The 22,160-nt window shown below is 40.5% G+C and carries 21 protein-coding genes; 10 read left to right on the forward strand and 11 right to left on the reverse strand.

The window, feature by feature from the left end:
* The first annotated feature begins 159 nt into the window (after positions 1 to 159).
* The gene (gene speE, locus CWB75_RS11530; RefSeq protein WP_138570697.1) at positions 160 to 1,023 is read left to right on the forward strand and encodes a polyamine aminopropyltransferase; all 864 of its coding nucleotides are present in this window, start codon (positions 160 to 162) and stop codon (positions 1,021 to 1,023) included.
* Positions 1,024 to 1,088: 65 nt separating this feature from the next.
* Here the strand turns inward: speE and CWB75_RS11535 are convergent, their stop codons facing one another.
* Together CWB75_RS11535 and CWB75_RS11540 are read right to left on the reverse strand one after the other, a co-directional pair.
* Positions 1,089 to 2,327 (reverse strand): hypothetical protein, encoded by a 1,239-nt coding sequence (locus CWB75_RS11535; RefSeq protein WP_138570698.1) that lies wholly within the window; start codon positions 2,325 to 2,327, stop codon positions 1,089 to 1,091.
* On the reverse strand, positions 2,305 to 2,931 hold the full coding sequence (locus CWB75_RS11540; protein WP_138570699.1) for a methylamine utilization protein: 627 nt from the start codon (positions 2,929 to 2,931) through the stop codon (positions 2,305 to 2,307). The genes CWB75_RS11535 and CWB75_RS11540 overlap by 23 nt, the downstream gene beginning before the upstream one ends.
* Positions 2,932 to 3,105: 174 nt before the next feature.
* On the opposite strand from CWB75_RS11540, the gene CWB75_RS11545 reads away from it, so the two are divergent.
* The gene (locus tag CWB75_RS11545; RefSeq protein WP_138570700.1) at positions 3,106 to 5,148 is read left to right on the forward strand and encodes a glycoside hydrolase family 97 protein; all 2,043 of its coding nucleotides are present in this window, start codon (positions 3,106 to 3,108) and stop codon (positions 5,146 to 5,148) included.
* A 60-nt stretch (positions 5,149 to 5,208) separates the two neighbouring features.
* On the opposite strand, the gene envZ is transcribed toward CWB75_RS11545, so the two are convergent.
* Positions 5,209 to 6,522 carry a two-component system sensor histidine kinase EnvZ gene (envZ, locus tag CWB75_RS11550; RefSeq protein ID WP_054202834.1) on the reverse strand — a complete coding sequence of 438 codons (1,314 nt, stop codon included), beginning with the start codon at positions 6,520 to 6,522 and terminating at the stop codon, positions 5,209 to 5,211.
* Between the two features lie 5 nt (positions 6,523 to 6,527).
* Complete coding sequence (ompR, locus tag CWB75_RS11555) at positions 6,528 to 7,247, reverse strand: osmolarity response regulator transcription factor OmpR (protein WP_008109519.1); 720 nt, start codon at positions 7,245 to 7,247, stop codon at positions 6,528 to 6,530.
* A gap of 183 nt (positions 7,248 to 7,430) precedes the next feature.
* Here ompR and greB point away from each other — a divergent pair, with 183 nt between their 5' ends.
* From greB to CWB75_RS11575, 4 genes are all read left to right on the forward strand, one after another.
* A complete protein-coding gene (greB, locus tag CWB75_RS11560) occupies positions 7,431 to 7,904 on the forward strand; it encodes a transcription elongation factor GreB (protein ID WP_010392431.1) in 474 nt (157 codons plus the stop codon).
* A 124-nt stretch (positions 7,905 to 8,028) separates the two neighbouring features.
* The gene (locus CWB75_RS11565) at positions 8,029 to 8,334 is read left to right on the forward strand and encodes a hypothetical protein (RefSeq protein WP_010392429.1); all 306 of its coding nucleotides are present in this window, start codon (positions 8,029 to 8,031) and stop codon (positions 8,332 to 8,334) included.
* Positions 8,335 to 8,394: 60 nt separating this feature from the next.
* On the forward strand, positions 8,395 to 8,973 hold the full coding sequence (locus tag CWB75_RS11570; RefSeq protein ID WP_010392427.1) for a CBS domain-containing protein: 579 nt from the start codon (positions 8,395 to 8,397) through the stop codon (positions 8,971 to 8,973).
* 156 nt (positions 8,974 to 9,129) lie between these two features.
* Positions 9,130 to 11,454 (forward strand): Tex family protein, encoded by a 2,325-nt coding sequence (locus CWB75_RS11575; protein ID WP_138570701.1) that lies wholly within the window; start codon positions 9,130 to 9,132, stop codon positions 11,452 to 11,454.
* Positions 11,455 to 11,519: 65 nt separating this feature from the next.
* Here CWB75_RS11575 and CWB75_RS11580 read toward each other — a convergent pair whose 3' ends face one another.
* The 4 genes from CWB75_RS11580 to bioH form a co-directional block, all read right to left on the reverse strand.
* Positions 11,520 to 12,305 carry a TonB-dependent receptor gene (locus CWB75_RS11580; protein WP_138570702.1) on the reverse strand — a complete coding sequence of 262 codons (786 nt, stop codon included), beginning with the start codon at positions 12,303 to 12,305 and terminating at the stop codon, positions 11,520 to 11,522.
* A 146-nt stretch (positions 12,306 to 12,451) separates the two neighbouring features.
* Complete coding sequence (locus CWB75_RS11585) at positions 12,452 to 13,309, reverse strand: putative metalloprotease CJM1_0395 family protein (protein WP_138570703.1); 858 nt, start codon at positions 13,307 to 13,309, stop codon at positions 12,452 to 12,454.
* Positions 13,310 to 13,315: 6 nt separating this feature from the next.
* On the reverse strand, positions 13,316 to 13,624 hold the full coding sequence (locus tag CWB75_RS11590; protein ID WP_008112879.1) for a hypothetical protein: 309 nt from the start codon (positions 13,622 to 13,624) through the stop codon (positions 13,316 to 13,318).
* A 92-nt stretch (positions 13,625 to 13,716) separates the two neighbouring features.
* The gene (gene bioH / locus CWB75_RS11595) at positions 13,717 to 14,454 is read right to left on the reverse strand and encodes a pimeloyl-ACP methyl ester esterase BioH (RefSeq protein WP_138570704.1); all 738 of its coding nucleotides are present in this window, start codon (positions 14,452 to 14,454) and stop codon (positions 13,717 to 13,719) included.
* 75 nt (positions 14,455 to 14,529) lie between these two features.
* Here bioH and CWB75_RS11600 point away from each other — a divergent pair, with 75 nt between their 5' ends.
* Positions 14,530 to 15,207, forward strand: a complete 678-nt coding sequence (locus CWB75_RS11600; RefSeq protein ID WP_138570705.1) for a ComF family protein — start codon at positions 14,530 to 14,532, stop codon at positions 15,205 to 15,207.
* A 6-nt stretch (positions 15,208 to 15,213) separates the two neighbouring features.
* Here the strand turns inward: CWB75_RS11600 and CWB75_RS11605 are convergent, their stop codons facing one another.
* Positions 15,214 to 17,763: a M14 metallopeptidase family protein gene (locus CWB75_RS11605; protein WP_171039115.1), complete on the reverse strand. Its 2,550-nt coding sequence runs from the start codon at positions 17,761 to 17,763 to the stop codon at positions 15,214 to 15,216.
* Positions 17,764 to 17,909: 146 nt separating this feature from the next.
* On the opposite strand from CWB75_RS11605, the gene nfuA reads away from it, so the two are divergent.
* Both nfuA and CWB75_RS11615 read left to right on the forward strand, forming a co-directional pair.
* Positions 17,910 to 18,485 carry a Fe-S biogenesis protein NfuA gene (gene nfuA / locus CWB75_RS11610; protein ID WP_008465569.1) on the forward strand — a complete coding sequence of 192 codons (576 nt, stop codon included), beginning with the start codon at positions 17,910 to 17,912 and terminating at the stop codon, positions 18,483 to 18,485.
* A gap of 13 nt (positions 18,486 to 18,498) precedes the next feature.
* A complete protein-coding gene (locus CWB75_RS11615; protein ID WP_008465571.1) occupies positions 18,499 to 18,768 on the forward strand; it encodes a hypothetical protein in 270 nt (89 codons plus the stop codon).
* 18 nt (positions 18,769 to 18,786) lie between these two features.
* Here the strand turns inward: CWB75_RS11615 and CWB75_RS11620 are convergent, their stop codons facing one another.
* Entirely contained in the window at positions 18,787 to 20,121 is a 1,335-nt protein-coding gene (locus tag CWB75_RS11620) for an MATE family efflux transporter (RefSeq protein WP_249362325.1), read from the reverse strand.
* Between CWB75_RS11620 and CWB75_RS11625 the strand changes: the two genes are divergently transcribed.
* Complete coding sequence (locus CWB75_RS11625; protein ID WP_138570706.1) at positions 20,101 to 21,126, forward strand: polysaccharide deacetylase family protein; 1,026 nt, start codon at positions 20,101 to 20,103, stop codon at positions 21,124 to 21,126. The two genes, CWB75_RS11620 and CWB75_RS11625, sit on opposite strands and share 21 nt — an antisense overlap.
* On the opposite strand, the gene CWB75_RS11630 is transcribed toward CWB75_RS11625, so the two are convergent.
* On the reverse strand, positions 21,123 to 22,160 hold the full coding sequence (locus CWB75_RS11630) for a protein-glutamate methylesterase/protein-glutamine glutaminase (protein WP_138570707.1): 1,038 nt from the start codon (positions 22,158 to 22,160) through the stop codon (positions 21,123 to 21,125). The two genes, CWB75_RS11625 and CWB75_RS11630, sit on opposite strands and share 4 nt — an antisense overlap.

Here is a 22,160-nt window from a genome sequence, read left to right on the forward strand (position 1 = left end):
TTAATACGTCACTATCTGCTAAGCTAACAAAAATTGAACTTTCCCCTCTTTATAGCTAACTTTATTCGCTAAAGAGCGTAAAATTTGATTGAGCAATAGCGCAAGCACTGGCAGAATTGCCTCCTTTTTTCATACTCAACCAAAAGTGTAACAACAACTATGGCAAATTTAGATCAAAGTAAGTGGTTTACTGAAATTAGCGACCGCGATGGCAGCGCATTTTCATTACGTATTAACAAAAAGTTAGATGAAAAACAGTCTCCTTTTCAAAAAGTAGAAATGTTTGAAACCACAGACTTTGGTAATTTAATGATCATTGATGGTTGCACTATGGTGAGTAGCCGTGAAAACTTTTTTTATCATGAAATGATCAGCCACCCAGCATTACTAGCACACCCAAACCCTAAAAATGTGGTTATTATTGGCGGCGGCGATTGCGGTACATTACGTGAAGTGCTTAAGCACCCAAGTGTAGAAACTGTAACCCAAATCGATATTGACGAAGTAGTTACCCAAATGTCGTTAAAGTACTTCCCAGAGTTATGTGAATCAAATAACGATCCACGTGCCACTGTGATGTTTGACGATGGCATTAAATATATGCGCGAAGCAGCTGGTGATTCTATTGATGTGGTGATTGTTGATGGAACTGATCCGGTAGGCCCTGGTGAGGGTTTATTTAACCATGCGTTTTATACTAGCTGTTTAAACGCACTTCGCCCTGGTGGAATACTCGTACAACAAAGCGAATCGCCATTAATGCATATGCCACTTCTGGTTGAAATGCGCGAAGCTATGCTAAGTGTTGGTTTTAACGACTTGCAGACTCTTCCATTCCCACAACCTATTTATCCAAGTGGGTTGTGGTCGGTGACGCTAGCTCGCAAATCTGAAGCATTTAACGGTTTTAGAGAAGACGGCGCAGCCATAATTGCTGAGCATAGTGAATACTACAATGGCGGCATTCATCACGGTGCACTCGCAACACCTAATTACATGAAACGCGCTTTTGACAAAAAATAAAAAGCCATAAATACAAAGTTGGGCTCACAAGAGCCCTTATCTGTTTCAATTTGTTATTCTTCCAACTAAAACCGAAACTGAGCATTTAATGCTATTTGCTGCTGCGATATTCTCAATGCTTTATTCATAGCTACTCGGTTATCTGCTTGGCTATGAAGCGCTGACCCCTCAACACCTATTTGCCATTGTGGTGTAAGCTGATAACGCCAAGTTGCTGTTAGTCCCTCGCCATGACTAGCATTAGGGTCAAACTTCCAATCGTCTTTGTCTGTCACCTCAAAATAATCGTAACGTACTGAGAAACGGTGGCGTTTTATTTTATGACTCAATAATGCAAAATGACTATAAAATCGAGTATCAACGCCGCGGTTTTGACCCATAGCCGTACCACCCGACATTATTTGGATAATTAATCGTGTTTTCGGTGTAATTTTATTTAGCCATGCGACACTTAAAAATCGAGTATCCCAGGCATATTGACCCGTATTATAATTAAGAGCGCCAGGGTCACCATTGTTATCATAGTAGTACACTCGCAACTGAGACTTTTTTAAATAATCCCAATGTCCACCAACGTAATAACCAAATCGCCCATCGACCTCTTCAAACGGTAAAACTTGGTTTGCTTGAAATTGTAACTGTGGAGTATTTAAAGACGCAACAGGCGCAAAAGCGAGAGCCTCATTAAGTGTTGTTTGGCGATCATGCAAAGCAAAGCCTCGCCAAGCGAGTAATGTCCCCGCAGGATCGTTACCTTTAAATGTCGCACCAACCAAACTAAAACTATGGGCACTATTAAAATTACGGGCTGGGCGTTTAATTGTTGCTTCAACACCTAGCGTTCGCAGCTCTTCACCTACCCAAGAGTTAATTGCCGAATTGGTATAGTTATATGCAGATAACCAGCCCATATCAGGGTTTTCTAATGACAATTGTGGATAAAAGCCACCCACTTTAATATGCCATTTATAATCACTGCGAACTAAAGGTTTATATTGCAGATAAGCCTGACTAACCCCCAAGGTACTTTTTGGATCTTGATATAAATTAACTACAGCATGGGCAGACCAACTAGAACTTATATCTGCACTTAAATCAATAATTCCCTGTGATAAAACCACACCTTGATTAGCCGCATCATGGCGATATAAACCAATTCCACCCTCTTGCCAGCTTAGTTGTGAATCAGCTTGCACTGCCCTTACTTGCAGCAAACCTTTAACTTGTGCGTTGGCTGAAAAAACACTCAACAAGCAAATAACAACGGCTAAGCCAAATAGACTATTCATAATCGTCAAACTCATCAACTTCAACCCTAATAGGCAAAGTTAGTTTTTGTTTTAACTGATAACTTAATTTATTGTTAGTTATAACAACTTTTTGCGACTCTATGTTGCTAATATCTCTAAAGCCTTCATGCCAAACATTTAGTTTATAGGCTCCATTTGGGATATCGAACGATGCTACTCCTTGCTCATTGGTGATTGCATAATATGGGCTATCCACAACAACAATGTAACCCAACATCCAATCATGAATATTACAACCAAGCTCCACAACTCCTGTTTGTTCAAATGTAATTGGATCTTGTGGTTGTTCTCGATAAAGCTTTAATTCAAATGTTTTGCTTTTAGAAAATGAATACACGTGATGCATTATCGAGTCAGCGTTAGGAAATTCAACTTGGCTGTTTTTTTCAACGACTAAGATATGTGGTGTAAATTGGCGATTTTTTTGTGTCATAGTGAAAAGTGATTTATTTATATTCACGCCAGAGGCTTGATCTGGAGCTAACCAAACAACAACATTTTCTTGAACTTTTTGGTTGTTATTATAAACAGTAACCGTTGCTGCACTACTCTTAAAAACAATGATACAACCTAAAATAGCGAGTAAAATTTTCAGCATATTTTCTTCTTGTTAAATTCTTTTTATTTATTATAGAACTAATTACATAAAGTTTTGCAGATTAATTAACACACTCTTTTTTAGCTAATTAATTGAATACGTATGCAGCTATCTCGTAATAGTGTGTTCATCACTTTATGCTCATAACCTACGGTTTGACATCAAGGACACACAATGAGATTACCTTTACTACTAGTTGCTTTACTTGCAAGCAGTGCTTTTGCAAAAGAAGCCACGCTGAAATCACCTGATCAAAAAATTAAAATTACCATTTCTGATCAATCATCATCCCCTCATTACTCTATTAGCTTTAATGGTAAGCCTGTTATTGAGCAGTCACGCTTAGGTTTTAGGTTTAAAAGCCAAGCACCATTTGATGACGGCTTTGTTATTAGTGAAGTAACTCGTTCACAAACCGATAGCCAATGGCAGCAACCTTGGGGAGAGCGTCAAACCGTTGTTGATAAGCACAATGAAATTGCTGTTACCTTCAATAAACCTGCGCCCCACGCTGGCACATACACTGTACGATTTAAAGCCTTTGATAGTGGTGTAGGTTTTCGCTATGAAGTCCCTAAGCAAGCCGATTTTGAAAAAACTGAAATTACTAAAGAACTGACCGAATTTGCTATTGCCGCAAAAGATAAAACCACCGCATGGTGGATACCTGCTCGCGGTTGGAACCGTTATGAATATGTCTATAACACTACAGACTTACAAGATGCTGCACTTGTTCATACCCCTTTTACCTTTAAAAATGGTAACGGTGTACATGTCAGCATTCATGAAGCAGCTCTGGTAGATTATGCAGGGATGGTGCTTAACCAGCGTCGCCCAGGTACGTTTAGTGCCGATTTAACACCGTGGTCTGATGGCATTGCGGTTAAGAAGCGCGGCGCATTCAATACTCCTTGGCGCACCATTCAAATAGGTGAGCGAGCGATAGACTTAGTTAATTCAGATATTATTTTAAACCTGAATGAGCCAAATAAACTCGGTGATGTGTCGTGGGTTAAACCAGGTAAATATGTAGGTATTTGGTGGGGAATGCACATCAATGAAACAACTTGGGGCAGTGGAGAAAAACACGGTGCCACCACAAAAAATACTAAATACTATATGGACTTTGCCGCTGAGTATGGCTTTGACGGCGTATTAGTTGAAGGTTGGAACACAGGTTGGGATGGCGACTGGTTTTATAATGGTGATGTATTTAGCTTTACTCAGCCTTATGACGATTTCGATATTGCAGCGCTTACACAGTACGGTAAAGAAAAAGGGGTGCAGTTAATTGGTCATCATGAAACCTCTGGCAATGTTAGTAATTATCGCGACCAAATGGAAGATGCTCTTGCGCTTTACGAAAAATCAAATGTAAGCCAAATAAAAACTGGTTATGTGGCCGATGGTGGCAATATAAAACGCATAGATGAAAACGGCATTGCCCGCTTTGAATGGCATGACGGCCAATTTATGGTAAATGAATACTTACATAACATTAAACTTGCCGCTAAATACAAGCTAAGCATCAACACGCATGAACCAATAAAAGACACGGGTCTGCGCCGCACTTACCCTAACTGGATTGCCCGTGAAGGTGCGCGTGGTCAAGAGTTTAACGCATGGGGCACACCACCCAATCCACCAGAACACATTCCCATGCTTGCCTTTACGCGTATGCTGGCAGGACCAATGGACTTTACCCCTGGTATTTTTGATATGAGCTTTAATGGCTTAGGGGGCGATACAAATCGCCCACAAACAACACTAGCAAAGCAATTAGCATTGTATGTAGTAATGTACAGCCCAATTCAAATGGCGGCCGATTTACCACGGAATTATTTAGCTAAACCCGATGCTTTTCAGTTCATTCAAGACGTACCGACCGATTGGCAGCAAAGTATTGCGCTTGATGGCGAAGTAGGCGATTTTATTGTATTTGCACGCAAAGAGCGCAAGCGCGATAACTATTCAGGGAACGATTGGTACTTAGGTGCAGTTACCGACGAAAATGCCCGCACCATTGAGATTAAACTCGACTTTTTAGATAAAGATAAACAGTTTGAAGCGCAAATCTACCAAGACGGTAAAAACGCTGAATGGAAGAACAATCCTTATGATTTAAGCATTGAAAAACGCACTGTTACCGCAAGCGATAAGCTAACATTAAAATTGGCCACCAGTGGCGGTACAGCCATTCGTTTTAAAGCCCTCTAGTAGTTAATCTGAACTCTAGATAATAAATTAACGCTATCTGCAACCATGCAGATAGCGTTATTAGCTTGGATTAGTAACCTTTATTGGTAGGTATATTTGCGCACTTAAACCACCTTCAGGGCGATTAGAGAGCACCACCTTGCCGCCATGCATATCGATAATACGCTTAATAATTGCAAGGCCTAGGCCGCTACCTTCACTACCGCGAGCTGCATCACCTTGTTTAAACGGTTCAAACACAGACTCCAACTCGCTTTCAGGAATACCCGGACCACTATCGTTAACCGCAATAACCACATATTTTTTATTGGAATTAAAATAACTGAGTACTTCAATATCACCCTCTGAGTAGCGTAGTGCATTTTCTATCATATTGGTCACTACTCGCTTAATCGCGACACTACTTATGGGAATTTTTCCAATATTAGGATTCGGTTTAAACGTGATCGCACGTTGATGCTTAAGCTCACTTTGTACGACTTCACCAAGGAGCGCATTAATATCTTCGCAGGTTTGTTCTTCACGTTTATGATGGCGTAAATATTCGATAAATTGATCGATAATGCCATTCATATCTTCAATATCGTAAATAATGCCTTCACGTAAATAATCATCTTCATCAACCATCATTTCTGTGGCTAAACGAATACGCGTAAGCGGTGTGCGTAAATCATGAGAAACACCGGCCATAAGTAATCGACGGTCGTTTTCAAGGGCAGCAATACCTCGCGACATTTGATTAAAGGCGCGCGTTACCTCAATAACCTCACTCGACCCTTGCTCTTGTAACTTGGTACTAAAGTCGCCTACCCCTACTTTTATCGCAGCTTGTTGTAATGCTTTTAGTGGTCGGTTCAAATGCCTGGCAAATAACCAACCTCCTAGTACACTTAAAAAGCCGATACTAGAAAGATAAAAGGTTAAAAACTCAAGGTTACTTTCTTTAAATCCGGTGAGCGGCACTTTGACCCAATAACCCGGCGCCTGCGGGGCTTCTACCCAATAAATAAGCGGATCAGTTTGACTAATGCGCACCCGAGAAAAGCCATTTAATTGCTCAGACATACTACGCGATAGCCCAGAATACTCACGACTTTGGCCTAAACCATTACGCATAGCTTCACGCTGAGTCATTACTTCAATGCCGGTTATTTCAAAAAACTTCTCAGAGACTTCATCGGTGACTTCAACGCCATCTTCCCAATCAATAAACACGGTTTTAATTTGCTTAGCCAGCATTAAATTAACTTGTTCAATGGTGGGTTTAACTACATATAAACTTACCGTGACGTAGGAAACTATTTGGTTAATAAGCAGCAAAGCGGCAACCAAAAATACGGTTTGTCCAAACGCACTACGCGGAAACATTCCCATAATGATTACTTTTCACCGTCAGGAACAAATACATAACCTAAACCCCATACCGTTTGAATATAGCGTGGGTTAGCGGCATCGACTTCGATCATTCTACGAAGACGTGATACTTGAACATCAATACTGCGCTCAAGCGCACTGTAGTCTCGCCCTCTAGCTAAGTTCATTAATTTATCACGACTTAATGGCTCACGCGGATGAGACACTAACGCTTTTAGCACCGCAAATTCACCACTAGTGAGTGACACCGTGTTATCGCCTTCACTCATTTCGCGGGTGGCTAAATTTAGGGTAAATTTACCAAACGCAATTAAGTTCTCCTGCGCTGAAGGCGCCCCTGGTACTTCTTTTGATTGGCGACGTAAAATAGCTTTTATACGTGCTAATAGCTCGCGAGGGTTAAACGGTTTCGGAATATAGTCGTCAGCGCCGAGTTCTAGGCCTATAATGCGGTCTACTTCATCACCTTTGGCGGTCAGCATAACAATAGGAATTTGGTTTTCTTTTTGGCGTAAACGTCTACAAATAGAAAGCCCATCTTCGCCGGGCAGCATTAAATCAAGCACCATTAGGTGAAAGTTTTCACGCTCAATTAGTCTATCCATTTGCTCTGAATCAGCAGCTGTTCTGACAATAAACCCTTGCTCTACCAAATAACGTTCCAGCAAACTACGCAAACGTTTATCGTCATCAACCACCAATACTTTTACTGTCTCTTGTCCCATAATCTGTTGCTTATTTTTATAATTTATTAATCGTTAATATAAATGAAAAACTTAATAATAAAAAACTAATTAAGTGCTTAGATTGTTACTGAACATTTCAAATTCATTGATAGCTATTTTATCTCGACAAGCTGCCTTTATTTTAATACCTTGCCACTCATGAAGATTAAACAAGAACTCAGCGTGAAAACAAACTTAATTACTCGCGAAGGTTATTTACAATTGCAGCAAGAACATGATCATCTTTGGAATGAAAAACGTCCAGAAGTGACTAAAATTGTGAGTTGGGCTGCTAGCCTAGGTGATCGCTCTGAAAACGCAGACTATCAGTACAACAAACGTTTACTACGTCAAATTGACCGTCGTGTTCGCTATTTACGAAAACGCATCCCCGATTTAAAAATTGTTGACTACTCACCCGTACAAGACGGCAAAGTTTTTTTTGGAGCGTGGGTAGAAATAGAAAACGAGGCCGGTGAGTGTAAAAATTTTAGAATTGTCGGCCCCGATGAAATTTATGATCGCAACGACTATATTTCTATCGATTCACCAATGGCTCGAGCGCTATTAAAAAAACAAGTAGATGATGATTTTGAGGTCATGACTCCGCAAGGTGCTAAGCAGTGGTACGTAAATAACATTACCTATCAAAAATGACAGCGCTTAGTTTTGATTCAGATCATATTAACTTTTTATTGTTTATATTATCTGAGTAAGCTATAACTAAAGTTACTCAAGTAATGTTGTATTAACTTGAGAGTAGTTAATTAAGGTCACCATTATGTCAAACATAACAGCGCGCATATTACAAAATGCCCTCGTGTTTGCACTCTTTATGAGTGTGAGTTTGACATTACATGGCGCACCTAAAAATAACAAACTTGATGCTGGTTTTGCTCCAGCTGAATTTATTGTTTGTGACTCCCCTGACCAAGCAAACCTCGACACCGATTTAGATTCTCATGTTGGTGTTATTGCGCTTAGAGAAATCCAACCACTTCCTTTAGCGTTTTTCTTTCATTATGAAAGTCGATTTTTAGCCACTGCCTACAGTCATGCAAACCCGCGAGCGCCACCCGTTATTTAATTTAATAACTTGCTTTTAAACATTATTAAATTTGTATAACTATTTATTTAGGTGGATATTATGTCTAACTTTAAAGAACTCCGTACCCAAGATATTTCTCATGGCACTATTGCTGATACTTTTACTAATGAGGCTGTGATTGATTTAACCTCTCCAGCAACACGTATAGTAACTAGCTTTACTCAAACAAGTCCTATGCGCGCAGCGTTTGATACAACCATTGAACAAGCATCAAAACAACTAAATACTCAGCCTTCTGATTTTATTTTAGTAACTGATGAGCATCAAAAGCTAATTGGTATTGTCGCAAGTGCAGATTTACAAAGCTCAAAAATCATGATTTTATCGCAGCGTTTAGGCTTGCCTCGTAGTGAAATTAGCTTACGCTATTTAATGACACCGCTGAGTAACTTAATGGGTGTAAGTATGAAAAGCTTAAGCTATTCATGTATCGGTGATGCACTGCAAACTATGGAGCATCATGGCGCTATGTTTATATTAGTTACTGCGGCTAATAATGAAATAAGTGGTTTAATTTCAGCACGCGATATAGCACGTAAGCTGCAAATTCCTGTTCATATTAGCCCAATAGCGCACACATTTAGTGAAGTACTCGAAAGTGTAGAGCACCCTCACTAAATCCGCTTTTTATTGCCCCAGCAATGGCATCTTAAAGCAAGTAAAATAGCTTGCTTTAAGAGCTTTTTATTACCCTCCCCTGTGATATTATTCAAGACATTGACGCATCAGTTAACTTTTTAGCTGGTCTTATTTTTTGTATTAAAAGGTTTTTGCATGAGCGATATCTCTGCACGTTTAGCAACGGAGCTAAATGCACAGCAGCAACAAGTGGTTGCAGCAACAAAGTTACTTGATGAAGGCGCAACCGTCCCCTTTATTGCCCGTTACAGAAAAGAAGTGACCGGTGGATTAGATGACACCCAACTACGCCTTCTAGAACAACGTTTATCTTATTTACGTGAACTTGAAGAGCGTCGTGGTTTTATCCTGTCGACGATAGAATCACAAAATAAGCTTAGTGCTGAATTAGCGGCTGATATTAAAGCTGCACAAAGTAAAACCGAACTAGAAGACTTATATTTGCCTTATAAAGCAAAGCGCCGCACTAAAGGTCAAATAGCTATTGAAGCCGGTTTAGAACCGCTAGCTGATGCATTATTTAACGATCCAATGCTTGACCCAGACGCTGAGGCTGCAAAATTTATTAATGCCGAAAAAGCGATTATCGATACTAAAGCAGCGCTTGATGGTGCTAAGTTTATTTTGATGGAGCGCTTTGCTGAAGACGCTAAATTACTCGCTAAATTTAGAAGTCATATTAGTCAAAATGGAGCGATTGAAAGTAAACTTATTGATGGTCAAGAACAAGCGGGAGCTAAATACCGAGACTACTTTGAACATCAAGAACCATTAAAAAAAGTCCCCTCGCATCGTGCATTAGCCATGCTAAGAGCACGTAATGAAGGTATTTTACAGTTAACTATTAATCCTGAGCCGAGCGCTGAAAACCCAGCGCAATTGTGTGCACAAATGATCAGCGATCATTACCGCCTAGATATTAAAAACAAACCTGCCAGCGCTTGGTTATTAACTGTAGTGCAATGGGCGTGGAAAATTAAGCTTGGATTACATTTAGAAAATGAATTTTTAGCCGCAATGCGTGAAAAAGCCGAAACCGGTGCCATTGATGTATTTGCTAAAAACTTAAAAGACTTATTAATGGCAGCCCCTGCTGGCCCTCGCACTACGTTAGGCTTAGATCCTGGTTTACGTACCGGTTGTAAAATTGCCGTGGTTGATAGCACAGGTAAGCTGCTTGCTACCCAAACGATTTTCCCACATGCACCACAAAATCATTGGGATAAATCATTACGCACGCTCGAGCAATTATGTCGCCAGCATAAAGTTGAGCTCATTGCGATTGGTAACGGTACCGCTTCTCGCGAATCAGATAAACTAGTTGGCGAGCTTATCAAAGCCAATACTGAGCTTAAACTAAATAAAATCATGGTCAGTGAGGCCGGCGCTTCGGTTTACTCCGCTTCTGAGTTCGCTGCTAATGAATTTCCAAATTTAGATGTATCTTTACGTGGTGCCGTATCTATTGCACGTCGCCTTCAAGATCCATTGGCTGAGCTGGTTAAAATAGAGCCTAAGTCTATTGGTGTAGGCCAATATCAACATGATGTATCACAAAGCCAACTAGGACAAAGTCTAATCTCAGTGGTAGAAGACTGTGTAAACAGTGTGGGTGTTGATTTAAATATGGCCTCTGTACCTTTGCTTGCACGTGTTTCTGGTTTAAACAAAACCTTAGCGCAAAATATTGTAAGCTACCGTGATACAAATGGGTCATTTACAAAACGTAGTCAGTTGAAAAAAGTAGAGCGCTTAGGGCCAAAAGCATTTGAACAAGCAGCCGGCTTTTTACGCATTAATAATGGCAGCGATCCACTAGACAACTCATCAGTTCACCCTGAAGCATACCCTATCGTTAAGCGTATTTGTGAGCACAATCAGGTAGACGTAAATAGCCTCATTGGTAACAAAGAGTTTTTAAATAAGCTCGCTGCAAATGACTATATTGACGATAAATTTGGTCTGCCTACCGTGACCGATATTATTAGCGAACTTGATAAGCCGGGTCGCGATCCGCGCCCTGAATTTAAAACTGCTGAGTTTAAAGCAGGCGTTGAAAAAATTAGTGATTTAAAACCAGGAATGATTTTAGAAGGCGTGGTATCGAACGTAGCTAATTTTGGCGCATTTGTGGATGTTGGCGTACATCAAGATGGACTAGTGCATATTTCGGCTATTACTAATAAGTTTATTTCAGACCCACGAGAAGTAGTTAAAGCTGGTGACATTGTTAAAGTGAAAGTGGTTGAAGTTGACGCTGCACGTAAACGCATTAGCTTTACCATGCGCCTAGATGACGAGATAGACACTAGCAATAAAGCTGCCCCTGCGGCGGTGCAAAAGCCACGTGGCAACAATGCAAACCAATCGCGAGCGCCCAAACCTAAGCGCGACACAGGCAATGCCATGATGGGAAATGCGTTTGCTGATGCCTTTGCAAATGCGAAAATGAAAAAATAGCGCGTAAACACAAACACCACAAGGCCTACTTTGTGGTGTTTGCTATTCTACTATTTAAATTTTCTTTAAAAATAATAACGAAATGCTGCAGTTGCGATGTCTGCGTATTCATCTATATAACTGTAGGAAGCGGCAAACGTTACTTTATCAGTGACTGCGTAACTTATACCCGCTTTTAACAGAAAGTTATTTTCACTTTCAGCATCATGCAAACGTACATAACCTGTTCCTACACCATGTAAACGCTCATAACCAACGCCTGCATTTACTTCAAATTGTTCGGTCAATAAATGTCGAATTTGTACAGTTACTTCATAGGAGTCAGCTGTTTCTGATCTTTCATTGTTTGTTTTTGAAACATCAAAAACATTACCATCAGATTCAAGTCTATGTACAAGTGTTTCCTCAGTCTTAATTTTACTTTTCCCATATTTCAGAACATAGTCAACAGAAGTTTTTCTTGAAAAATGTTGAATGTATCCAAAGCCAACATTATAACGACTTAAACTCATATCCGTTGTTTCATGATAAAAATCTGTCGAATTAGACGGATAAGTGCCATCTGGTAGAGGAGCAAATGATGTAAATGTAGTCGTGCTAGAATAATCAACACGACTTTGAGAATACGAGCCTGTAACGTACCAATTTTCAGAAAGTTGCTTGCTAAGATTAATAACGTACCCATCGTAACCAGAATAGCTTGGGCTATCAGGGTTCGTTTTATCATTACTTTTAATGTCAGTTTTTGTATAGCCAACTTCAACATAATCGTAGCTTAAAAGTGATGTTTGATTAGCTCCGGCGGTGATTGAGAAGAGTGATAAGGTCCCTGCTAATACTGCATATTTCATTTAATTGTCTTCCTTAATAAAAATCGCAGGGACAATAACAATTTGATATATTCTTAACAACATAAAATACAATATAGTGTGAACAAACGTGAAGTTATTTTAATTGAGAGTCTTATTTAATGGGCAAAAGAAATTTATTGCTTATATTAAATAGTAGCCGAAAAGCCTGCTTGCCCATAAGGAGATGTAGCCATTTGGTAGAATTGAGCAATGCGCCCAGCACGCGCTTCTACTTCAACATCACGCGATTGCTCTTCACTTTTAGCAGTTTTTACTTCTGAACTTTCACTGTTAGAAAACGACGCACTGACTCTGCTTTTATCTTCGCTGCTGTCTTCGTCATCTGCTGAAGCTAACTCAGCTTGTGCTGCGGCTATCTTTTGAGTGGCATCTGCCGCAATTGCTCTGTCGGCACCTGAAGGCTCAGCCGGCGCGAGTGCTGCAGCACGTACCGTTTGCATTTTATCAATAGTTGCTTGGGGGTCGCCATTGATAACCCCAACATCTATCGGTACTTCACCACCTACCGCATAGTTAGTACCATCGGGCCCTCTTTGGTATTCGTAGCTCGGAGACCCTGCGTATTTTCCACCCACAGCGGCATGCGCTTGCTCATGTGTTCGTACTTCAGTGTCACGGGCTTTAAGTTCTTTAATTTGTTGAAGTTCTTGCTCAAGTTGCAGTTCTTCTTGCTCACTAACTTCTTCAGCAGCTTGTTGTTTTTCTTGCTCGGCATCATCTTGATCGCTATCTGCATTGCCCTCGCGTTGCGCAATCGTTTTCTCGTCTGCAATTTTGCCGCTCGCAGTATAAGTTGCGCTGTCGCTGTTGCCTGGCAGTTTGGCTTTTTCTGCATCACTTTGAGCTTTGTTTTCGGTGCTACCAGCGGTATTCGCAGCGGCTGGGGGAATGACCTCACGTAGCTGGTTGTCACGCCGAGCAGTCTCCGTATAAACATTTGCGGTGTTTATATTAATAGACGGAAACGGCGTGACAATATTCATGAGAAATTACACTTTAATATCAACTAAAGTGCCTAATACGTCATCTGCAGTTTGGATAGATTGCGTGTTTGCCTTAGCATTAAACTCTTCAACTTTTAAGTTTACTAATGCATCATCAATTCGTGCAGGTTGAGATACTGGCGCAGTGACTGCTTCTTCAGGACGAGCGGCCGTTAATTGACGTTGCTGCGCTAGTTGAGAGTCGTCTTGCTGCTCTATGCTGGCACGATTAATCTCAGCGCTGGCTTTTTCAATTCCTTGGCTGGCTCTATTAAACCCTTCAACACCACTATTGAATACAGATCCTATTGGCATAATAATAAACCTCCAGCAAATAAATATTGTTTAATTATCGCTCAAAAATCACGCAAAATAAAGCTTTAAACCGCAGTAATCATGGCTTTGCTTCAAAGCATTGATTTAACGGCAGATAAAAATTCACTTTTATGAGAAATAAAAGGCGCATGTGATGCTTTGTCTATCACTTCGTACTCAAAGTCAGCATTAAGTGCCACCATTTTCTCAATGGCCCGATAAGGAACGAGAGAGTCTAAGCGCCCAAAAATGCCGCGAATAGTCACTGGGCATTGAGCAAATAATTCGCGTAAATCTTCATTTTGCAATATGTCTAGCCCTGCACTTAAAGCCTCGTTATTCGGGGGCGGTGACTGACTCAATAACTGCTTTAACTGTTTTACATCATCGCGAGCCGACTCACTGCCCATTGCCTGAATTGCCAAAAAGCGCTCTATCGTTTTTGAACGCTCTTGCAACAACTGCTCTTTGAACTGTGTTAATACTTTAGGCTTAATGCCAGCCCATGGTAATTGCTCTGCAAAAAAGGGCGTTGAGGCAACTAAAATGACTTTTGATACTTTTTCTGGCCAATATTTGGCAATATAAATAGCAAACAACCCACCTAAAGACCACCCCATTAGTACCGATTGTGGCTTTAACTGCTCACTCACCTGCTTTGCAGCATCGTGTAATGTATATGGGCTTAAAGAGACGTTATTATCACCATAACCGGGTAAATCCAAACAGCGCACTTTACCTGAATATAAAAACTCTAATTCTGGTTTTATTAACTGCCACACACCTTGGCTCATTCCCCAACCATGTAACAACACACATTCATTTTGCATATTTGCCTAACCTTAACCAAACTTGAGTTCTATGATAGCGCTTTAAAAGGAGTTTGTAATGAGGATCATCAGCGAATGAAACTCAGCCTAAGTGATTGGCTATTCCCCTCTTACTGTGTGTTATGTCAAAGTCAGATTCATAGCTCAATGGGACTGTGTCAATTTTGTTTAGATGACTTGCCATTGCTAGATCTGGCCGAGCATGACAATTTATTTTACCGCCCTGATATTGTAGAAATGTTTCCTAACTGCAACTTTGAAAAGCTGTTTGCCTGTGCTTTTTACCAGCCCCCTTTTGATTTATGGTTAAAGCAGCTTAAATTTAATAATCAAATCCATTATAAAAAAGCATTACAGCAAGTCATAAAAAAACAACTTAGGGTTTTTATGACTAAACACCCTGTAGCTGTTGATGCATTTATAATTTTACCTTTACATAAAGCGCGCTTTTTAACGCGTGGGTTTAATCAAGTCACCCAAGTATGGCAGCCCTGTTTAGGGTCAAATAAAGTATTAAATAATGCGTTGCTTCGCCATAAACACACCTCGGCACAATCACAATTAAGCAAAGCTAAAAGAGTTAAAAATTTACAGCAGGCTTTTTCATGCAAAATTAATTTAGAGGGAAAAACGGTAGTAATTATCGATGATATCATGACTACAGGAGCAACTCTTAATGCAGCCACCTTATCGTTAAAAGAAGCCGGCGCTAAACACGTATGGGCATTTACCACGTGCTTAACGCCACTTTAGGGCGTGTTAGTTTCCACTCACGCGAAAGGTGTGACCAAAAAATAAAGCATTACTTAATAATCGGCTGGTACCATACCAGTACCCTCTAAATACAGGGTTATCTGTCATCGCAATAACACTACCTCGACCATAAGAGTGTGCCATTAACGCTGCCCCACCAGCCACTTGCTCTACATTTATTGCATCAGTAAAACCAGCAAGTAGCGGCTGCTGTGTATAGGTAAGTATATTTACAAATGGTGCTTGCGAGGCTTCAAGTAGCCAAGTACTATTTTTAAATACGGGTAGTGTGACACGCTTAAATGAAAACATTAGTGGGTGAGTTGTATCTACCTTGGTATTAAATATCGCACCTGCAATACGCTGACGACCTGCTAGGTGGTCTTTGTCTGCATACTTTAAACCTTGAGTATCAAATGCACTAGCCACATCTCTACGCGATAAGTAGCTTGCTTTTAATAGCTGTTGATCGGCTAAAAACTTAGCTCCGCCTTTGTGCCCCCAAATAACACCACCTTTCCTTACCCAGCTTTTTATAGCAACTTTATCGGAATCAGATAAAGTAGAATAATTACCATGTGGCAACACAATATGGCTGTAATTACTGAGCTCTAAAGACGCTAAACGCTCCATTTCAACAATGGTTGGCGCTACACCCACAAAACGGTCTAGGTAGTACCAAACTTCACCCGCTTCATATTGGCTCACGCCTTTACCACCAACCAATAACACCTTAGGTGCAGAAACCACAGCCATAGAGCGAGACCCTAAATCAGCACCTTTACTAGTTAAACCGGTAGTAATTGGTTTAACTTCAATCCCAAACTGGCTTTGTGCTTGGTTTAACTTTGTCACCCAGTTGGTGTCAGTTTGAAGTCCTGCTGGAATAATAATACTACCTGCGTCAAAGTTTACTTCTGCATTGGTTGATACTGCTGTTAATGGTTTTAATGCAACACGAGCTTTAATGCCTTGCTGTAACAGACTATTGAGCATTTTGGGAGCTTGCATGTCATTCCATGCAAATCCATAGGCGTAATTGTTAGTCAGTGACGCTAACTCTGGCTGCTTTGGTTTTTGCCAAGCTGTTTTTTCTACCTCTAATCCCCAGCGGCTGTTTACTTTAGCAAATGGTAAATTAAACGCATGCGCTAATGTCCAACCCGACACATCGTAAAAGGTGTTATCGGCAAAGTTTTGTTGCTCACTAAAAATAGCTTTAACTAATCGATATTGTGGTTGCGCAAGCGGCACAAAATAACTATTTGCGGTAAAGTTTTTACCTTCAGCTTTTAGCCCTTCTTTCACTGGGTAGGCATTAATTTGATGTTGTTTAAGTATGCTTAAAAAATCGTTAGTACGGGTATGATCTTCATCTGCTTGAACAATATAGCCCTGATAGTCTTCATCTTTGGCAAGCTCAACTGCTTTGTTATAAAAGTTAGCTTGGTACTCTAGCAAAGCTTGGCGGTTATCAATCGCTGCTTTAAACGTTGATAAGCTCGTTAACAGTTGGTTTTTAATCGTAAACGCAAAAGTTAGCGGGCCATTGATCGTTTCTTGAATATGGCCACGAGAACTTGCTTGTTCAAATAAAATACCCACACCACCATTTACATCGGGGTAGGTAGAGCCTTTACCATAATAAAAGTCATCAAAGCTTTCTTCGGTGAAGTATAACGCGTTGTTTTCATCTAATGTTTTAGCGTGATAATTTGCAATCGCTTTAGTTAGACTTACATTTTCTTCAGGGGTAATTGGGTGTTTACGACTTGGGACACCCGGTTGAAAAAAGTAGCTACTATTTGGCCCCATTTCATGAAAGTCAGTTAAAATATTAGGCTTCCAATAATGAAACTTAGCAATCCTTGCGCGCGACTCTGGGTGCTGTAACAGCAACCAATCACGGTTTAAATCAAACCAATAATGGTTTGTTCGACTGCTTGGCCAGCTTTCTACATGCTCTCGGGTTTGCGGATCTGACGATAAGTTCATTCCACGATTACTATTAGCCCAATTTGCGAAACGTGCTAAGCCGTCTGGGTTAAGCGACGGGTCGAGTAAAATAACCGTGTTGTTAAGTAGCTCATTTATTTCATCCCCTTGCGCTGCCGCTAAATAATAAGCGACTAGTAAAGCTGCATTACTACCTGATGATTCATTCCCATGAACACTGTAACCCATCCATACAACACTTGGCTGCTCCGCTGTTTTATTGTTTGAATTATTTAGGCGAGCTAAGTGCGCTTGGCGAGTTTTTTCTATATTTTTTAATTTGTTAGCCGCAGTAATCGTTAGCATAACTAACGGGCGCTGCTCATGAGTACGACCTATTACTTCAAAATTAATTCGATCGCTTTTTTGAGCTAAAATTTCCATGTAGCGAACAAGTTGGTCATGTCTCACATGCCACTCACCCACTTGATAACCCAGCACCTCTTGAGGTGTTGGTATGGTAGAATCGAATTCAACCTGTTGCTCAAAATAATAAGACAGGGGCTTTGCCATACTTGAAAGACTGGCCAGCACCACCATTATTGTTAATATGAAGCGCATATAAATCACTCTAAAAATGTTTGTTAATTGCACGCTACCATTGCTTAAAATAGATGCCAACTTTTTACGCTCAACACTAGCCGCAACACGATGAGCGGAGTATGATATGCAGTATCCGAGTAATTTAGTCAAGTATAGACGGTATTATGATTTCTATTTCCGAAACAGCGCAAGCGCATTTTGCTAAGCTATTAGCAGATCAATCTCAACAAACGAATATTCGTGTGTTTGTTGTTAACCCTGGTACATCACAAGCTGAATGTGGTGTTTCTTATTGTCCAGAAGACGCGGTAGAAGAGAGCGATATTCGCCTAAATTTTAACGGCTTTGATGCGGTTGTTGATGCTGAAAGCGCGCCTTTTTTAGCCGAAGCTGAAATTGATTTTGTTACCGACAAAATGGGCACACAGTTAACTCTTAAAGCACCTAATGCTAAAGCACGTAAACTAGGTGAAGATGCCAGCTTGAATGAGCGTGTGCAGCACATGCTAGAAACTGAAGTAAACCCACAACTTGCCAACCATGGCGGCCAAGTTAGCTTAGTAGAGATCACTGCAGCTGGTGTTGCTGTACTTCAGTTTGGTGGTGGTTGTAATGGGTGTTCTATGATCGATGTCACACTAAAAGAAGGCATTGAAAAAGAAATGATTGCTAAATTTGATGAGATCACCGGTGTGTCAGACATTACCGATCATGAAGCAGGCGAGCATTCTTACTACTAAGCATTAATTTATTATGCTAAAGCCACTTATTTACCGCTTAGGGAGCGACCCTAAGTTGAGTTTAAAGCGCTTTTTTCGCGGGCTAGCACTGTTTGTGCTAGCCGTGATATTTATCGCTGTGGGCTATTACAGCCATTACAGTTTGCAAGTTATCGGCTTGGTTATTTTAGCCCCCGCTTTATTTTTTGCTTTTTGGGGCTATGCGGGTATTTTTGCTAACCGCTTTTCTCAAGTATTAAAAAATATCCCTTCCAAAAATAACGACCCCGACCTTTGGAAGTAACGGTTCATATCAACTCACTTATTTAAGTAATTGATTGTTAGCTTTTAATTGTTGATATTTAACGATAAGCGTAACGCCTCGCATAAGCATAAAACAACTCATAGCTAACCATAACCCATTATTTTGCCAATCCTGAAATAGCCAAAACACCCCAAAAAAGCCTACAACTGCTGAAAGCAACATACTATTTCGCATCGCTTTAGCGCGTGTCAGACCAACAAAAATACCATCGAACAAAAAACAGCTCATAGCTAAAATAGGCAATACTATTACCCAAGGTAAGTAGTGAATGGCCTCGTCAATAACCTCTGGTACATTAGTTAATAGCTTAATAATGCTGCTGCCAAATACTATAAAAAACACACTATACAAAATGCCAAATAACATACCCCAAAATACACTGATTTTTACCCATAGCCTTATCTTTTCAACACTTTGTTGACCTTTAGCTTGACCCACTTTGGCCTCACTTGCATAAGCAATTCCATCAAGTGCAAAGCTAACTAACATTAAAAAGTTGAGTAGAACGGCATTAGCAGCCAATGTGGTTTCACCTAAGCGGGCTGCATAAAAGGTCATAAAGCTAAAGCATAACTGCAGCACTAAAGAGCGAATAAAAATATCGCGGTTTAAGCTCAGTAGTGCTGCCATTTTCTCCACACTAAACCAATTTGCTACTGCCAAGCTCATACCATGCTTTTTAGCAAGTTGAGCCACTAGCAATAAAGCAAATACAAGCGCGATATAGTCAGCAATAAGTGATGCCCACGCAGCCCCAGCAACCGCCCAATCAAGGTACACTACAAAATAAATATCGAGCACAATATTAGTAATGTTAGTGACTAACAGTAAATAAAATGGCCCTCGCCCATAATGCACGCCCAACATCCAGCCTAGTAAAACTAAATTACATAGCGCTGCAGGGGCGCTAAAAATACGAATACTAAAATATCGATAGGCTTCATTGAGCACATCGCTATTGGCAGCTGATAAATACGCAATAGCATGTTTTATAAGGGGTGACAGTAAAATAAGGAGTAAGGCAACCGAAGTGGCTAACAATAAACTGCGTTTAAGTAAGGCTGCAAGCTGAGTTAAATCATTTTTACCATAAGCCTGAGCCACCAGCCCAGTGGTACTCATTCTTAAAAAACCAGCAAGCCAAAATAAAATGGAGATCACAGTAGAGCCTAAGGCTATTCCCGCTAAATAATGCGCACTCCCCAAATGACCGATCACTGCCGTATCAACAATTCCTAACAACGGGACGGTAATATTTGATAATATCATCGGACCGGCTAACAACAACAAGCTTTTATGGTGTGCTTTATTATGTATAAGAAATTGTTTCATTTAGTATTATTATTCCTGATTTGTGGTTCTTTACGCGCGCAAGCAGCTGTTATTCTACAGTATCATCACGTCAGTGAAACCCTTCCCGCTGTCACCAGCGTGAGTGCCAACACTTTTACAAAACACTTAAATTATTTAAAAGAGCATAACTTTAACGTTATTCCATTAAATGAACTGATTAGTGCATTACAACAAGGTAAGGCTTTAGAGAACAAAACAATCGCGATTACCTTTGATGATGGTTACAACAATAATTACGATCAAGCAGCTCCAATTCTTGAGAAGTTTGGCTACCCGTACACTATTTTCGTAAACCCAAAACTCATTGATGAACAAGCGGGTTATGTTATGGGGTGGAATAAGCTCAGGGAGCTTGCCAAAAAAGGAGCGCTCATTGCTAATCATAGTGCCGAGCATAACTACCTACATAAAAAGCGCGAGAATGAAACGCCTAGCCAATGGCGCGAACGCACTAAAAAAGACATTCTTAGTTCACAACAACGTATTAAAGAGGAAATAGGTCACGATTATAAATATCTTGCCTACCCATACGGAGAGTTTAACAACCAACTACAAGCTCTCGTTACAGAACTAGGCTTTATTGGTATTGGCCAGCACTCAGGAGCCGTTAATCAACACTCTAACTTTAGTCGCTTACCGCGCTTCCCAGCTTCAGGTTTTTATAGCAAGCTAGAGACGTTAATTACCAAGATAAATTCAACTGCCTTTACCATTAATAAGCTAACCTATGAAGATAGTGTCACTTCACAAAATCCACCGTCACTCACAATAAAACTTGAGAAAAATGACTTTCATAAGAGTCAATTTGCCTGTTATGTGTCAAGCGTTGGCCAAGCAAATTTAAATTGGTTAGACGATAATACAGTTGAGGTAACATCGCCAAAACAGCTTAATAAAGGCCGGTCTCGCTTTAACTGCACGGCTCCATCAATAAAACAAACCGGCAGTTATTATTGGTTTTCACAGCCTTGGGTGATCAACTAAGTTTTACTTTTTATTACTTGATTTAATAACCGCTGGGTCATTTTCTCCAGCGGTACGACTTCATTTGCTGCCCCCATATCAATAGCAGCTTTGGGCATACCCCATACCACAGACGAATACTCATCTTGCGCAAGTGTGTATGCACCTTGTTGCTTTAATGCGAGCAATCCTTTTGCACCATCACTTCCCATACCGGTTAATAGTGTGGCAACAATATGCTTTGCACCTATTTCAAGTAATGAGTTAAATAAAACATCCACCGCGGGTTTATGTCTATTAACCGTCTCTCCATCATCAAGCTGACAATGCAAAGCACTACCTTGTTTACAAATTCGTAAATGAAGTCCACCCGGAGCTATATAAGCGCAACCTGCGACCAGTTTATCGCCTTGCTGAGCTTCCTTTACGTTAATAGTACAAGTACGCTGCATCCGCTCTGCAAATGAGGTGCTAAATACGGGGGGGATATGCTGCGTTATTACAATAGGAGGGCAATTTTTGGGCATACGTATAAGCACTTCTTTTATCGCCTCGGTTCCCCCTGTTGATGCACCGATTGCAATCACTTTATTTACTAAAAATTCGGCATTGGTGGGTATAGGCTCTGCTACAGTACTAGTTTTTTTGTAGCCTCGAACCCGTGCACTAGCCGCTACCCTGACTTTTTGCTGAACAATATCAGCATATTGACTCATTTGTTGTTTAACGTTGACCGTAGGTTTTGCAATAAAATCAACCGCCCCCAGTTCAAGCGCTTCTAGGGTTATAGGTGAGCCTTTTTGAGTAAGAGTGGAAATCATTACTACGGGCATAGGGCGTAAGCGCATTAAGTTTTTTAAAAAGCTAATGCCGTCCATTCTTGGCATTTCAACATCTAGTGTTAGTACATCCGGATTATGCTTTTTGATCATCTCTCTGGCTTCGTATGGGTCTTGTGCACAGCCCACTACCACAATATCTTTTGCCTGTTGCAGTATCTCTGTCAGTAATTGCCTGATCAGTGCCGAATCATCAATTATTAATACTTTAATCAT

The sequence above is a fragment of the Pseudoalteromonas sp. S1608 genome, assembly GCF_005887265.1.
Taxonomy (GTDB): Bacteria; Pseudomonadota; Gammaproteobacteria; order Enterobacterales; family Alteromonadaceae; genus Pseudoalteromonas; species Pseudoalteromonas undina.

Bases quoted from the DNA above. Each gene is read 5' to 3' on its own strand.
- speE (WP_138570697.1), top strand. From the start codon at position 160: ATGGCAAATTTAGATCAAAGTAAGTGGTTTACTGAAATTAGCGACCGC.
- CWB75_RS11535 (WP_138570698.1), bottom strand. From the start codon at position 2,327: ATGAGTTTGACGATTATGAATAGTCTATTTGGCTTAGCCGTTGTTATT.
- CWB75_RS11540 (WP_138570699.1), bottom strand. From the start codon at position 2,931: ATGCTGAAAATTTTACTCGCTATTTTAGGTTGTATCATTGTTTTTAAG.
- CWB75_RS11545 (WP_138570700.1), top strand. From the start codon at position 3,106: ATGAGATTACCTTTACTACTAGTTGCTTTACTTGCAAGCAGTGCTTTT.
- envZ (WP_054202834.1), bottom strand. From the start codon at position 6,522: ATGGGAATGTTTCCGCGTAGTGCGTTTGGACAAACCGTATTTTTGGTT.
- ompR (WP_008109519.1), bottom strand. From the start codon at position 7,247: ATGGGACAAGAGACAGTAAAAGTATTGGTGGTTGATGACGATAAACGT.
- CWB75_RS11565 (WP_010392429.1), top strand. From the start codon at position 8,029: ATGTCAAACATAACAGCGCGCATATTACAAAATGCCCTCGTGTTTGCA.
- CWB75_RS11570 (WP_010392427.1), top strand. From the start codon at position 8,395: ATGTCTAACTTTAAAGAACTCCGTACCCAAGATATTTCTCATGGCACT.
- CWB75_RS11575 (WP_138570701.1), top strand. From the start codon at position 9,130: ATGAGCGATATCTCTGCACGTTTAGCAACGGAGCTAAATGCACAGCAG.
- CWB75_RS11580 (WP_138570702.1), bottom strand. From the start codon at position 12,305: ATGAAATATGCAGTATTAGCAGGGACCTTATCACTCTTCTCAATCACC.
- CWB75_RS11585 (WP_138570703.1), bottom strand. From the start codon at position 13,309: ATGAATATTGTCACGCCGTTTCCGTCTATTAATATAAACACCGCAAAT.
- CWB75_RS11590 (WP_008112879.1), bottom strand. From the start codon at position 13,624: ATGCCAATAGGATCTGTATTCAATAGTGGTGTTGAAGGGTTTAATAGA.
- bioH (WP_138570704.1), bottom strand. From the start codon at position 14,454: ATGCAAAATGAATGTGTGTTGTTACATGGTTGGGGAATGAGCCAAGGT.
- CWB75_RS11600 (WP_138570705.1), top strand. From the start codon at position 14,530: ATGAAACTCAGCCTAAGTGATTGGCTATTCCCCTCTTACTGTGTGTTA.
- CWB75_RS11605 (WP_171039115.1), bottom strand. From the start codon at position 17,763: ATGCGCTTCATATTAACAATAATGGTGGTGCTGGCCAGTCTTTCAAGT.
- nfuA (WP_008465569.1), top strand. From the start codon at position 17,910: ATGATTTCTATTTCCGAAACAGCGCAAGCGCATTTTGCTAAGCTATTA.
- CWB75_RS11615 (WP_008465571.1), top strand. From the start codon at position 18,499: ATGCTAAAGCCACTTATTTACCGCTTAGGGAGCGACCCTAAGTTGAGT.
- CWB75_RS11625 (WP_138570706.1), top strand. From the start codon at position 20,101: ATGTATAAGAAATTGTTTCATTTAGTATTATTATTCCTGATTTGTGGT.
- CWB75_RS11620 (WP_249362325.1), bottom strand. From the start codon at position 20,121: ATGAAACAATTTCTTATACATAATAAAGCACACCATAAAAGCTTGTTG.
- CWB75_RS11630 (WP_138570707.1), bottom strand. From the start codon at position 22,160: ATGATTAAAGTATTAATAATTGATGATTCGGCACTGATCAGGCAATTA.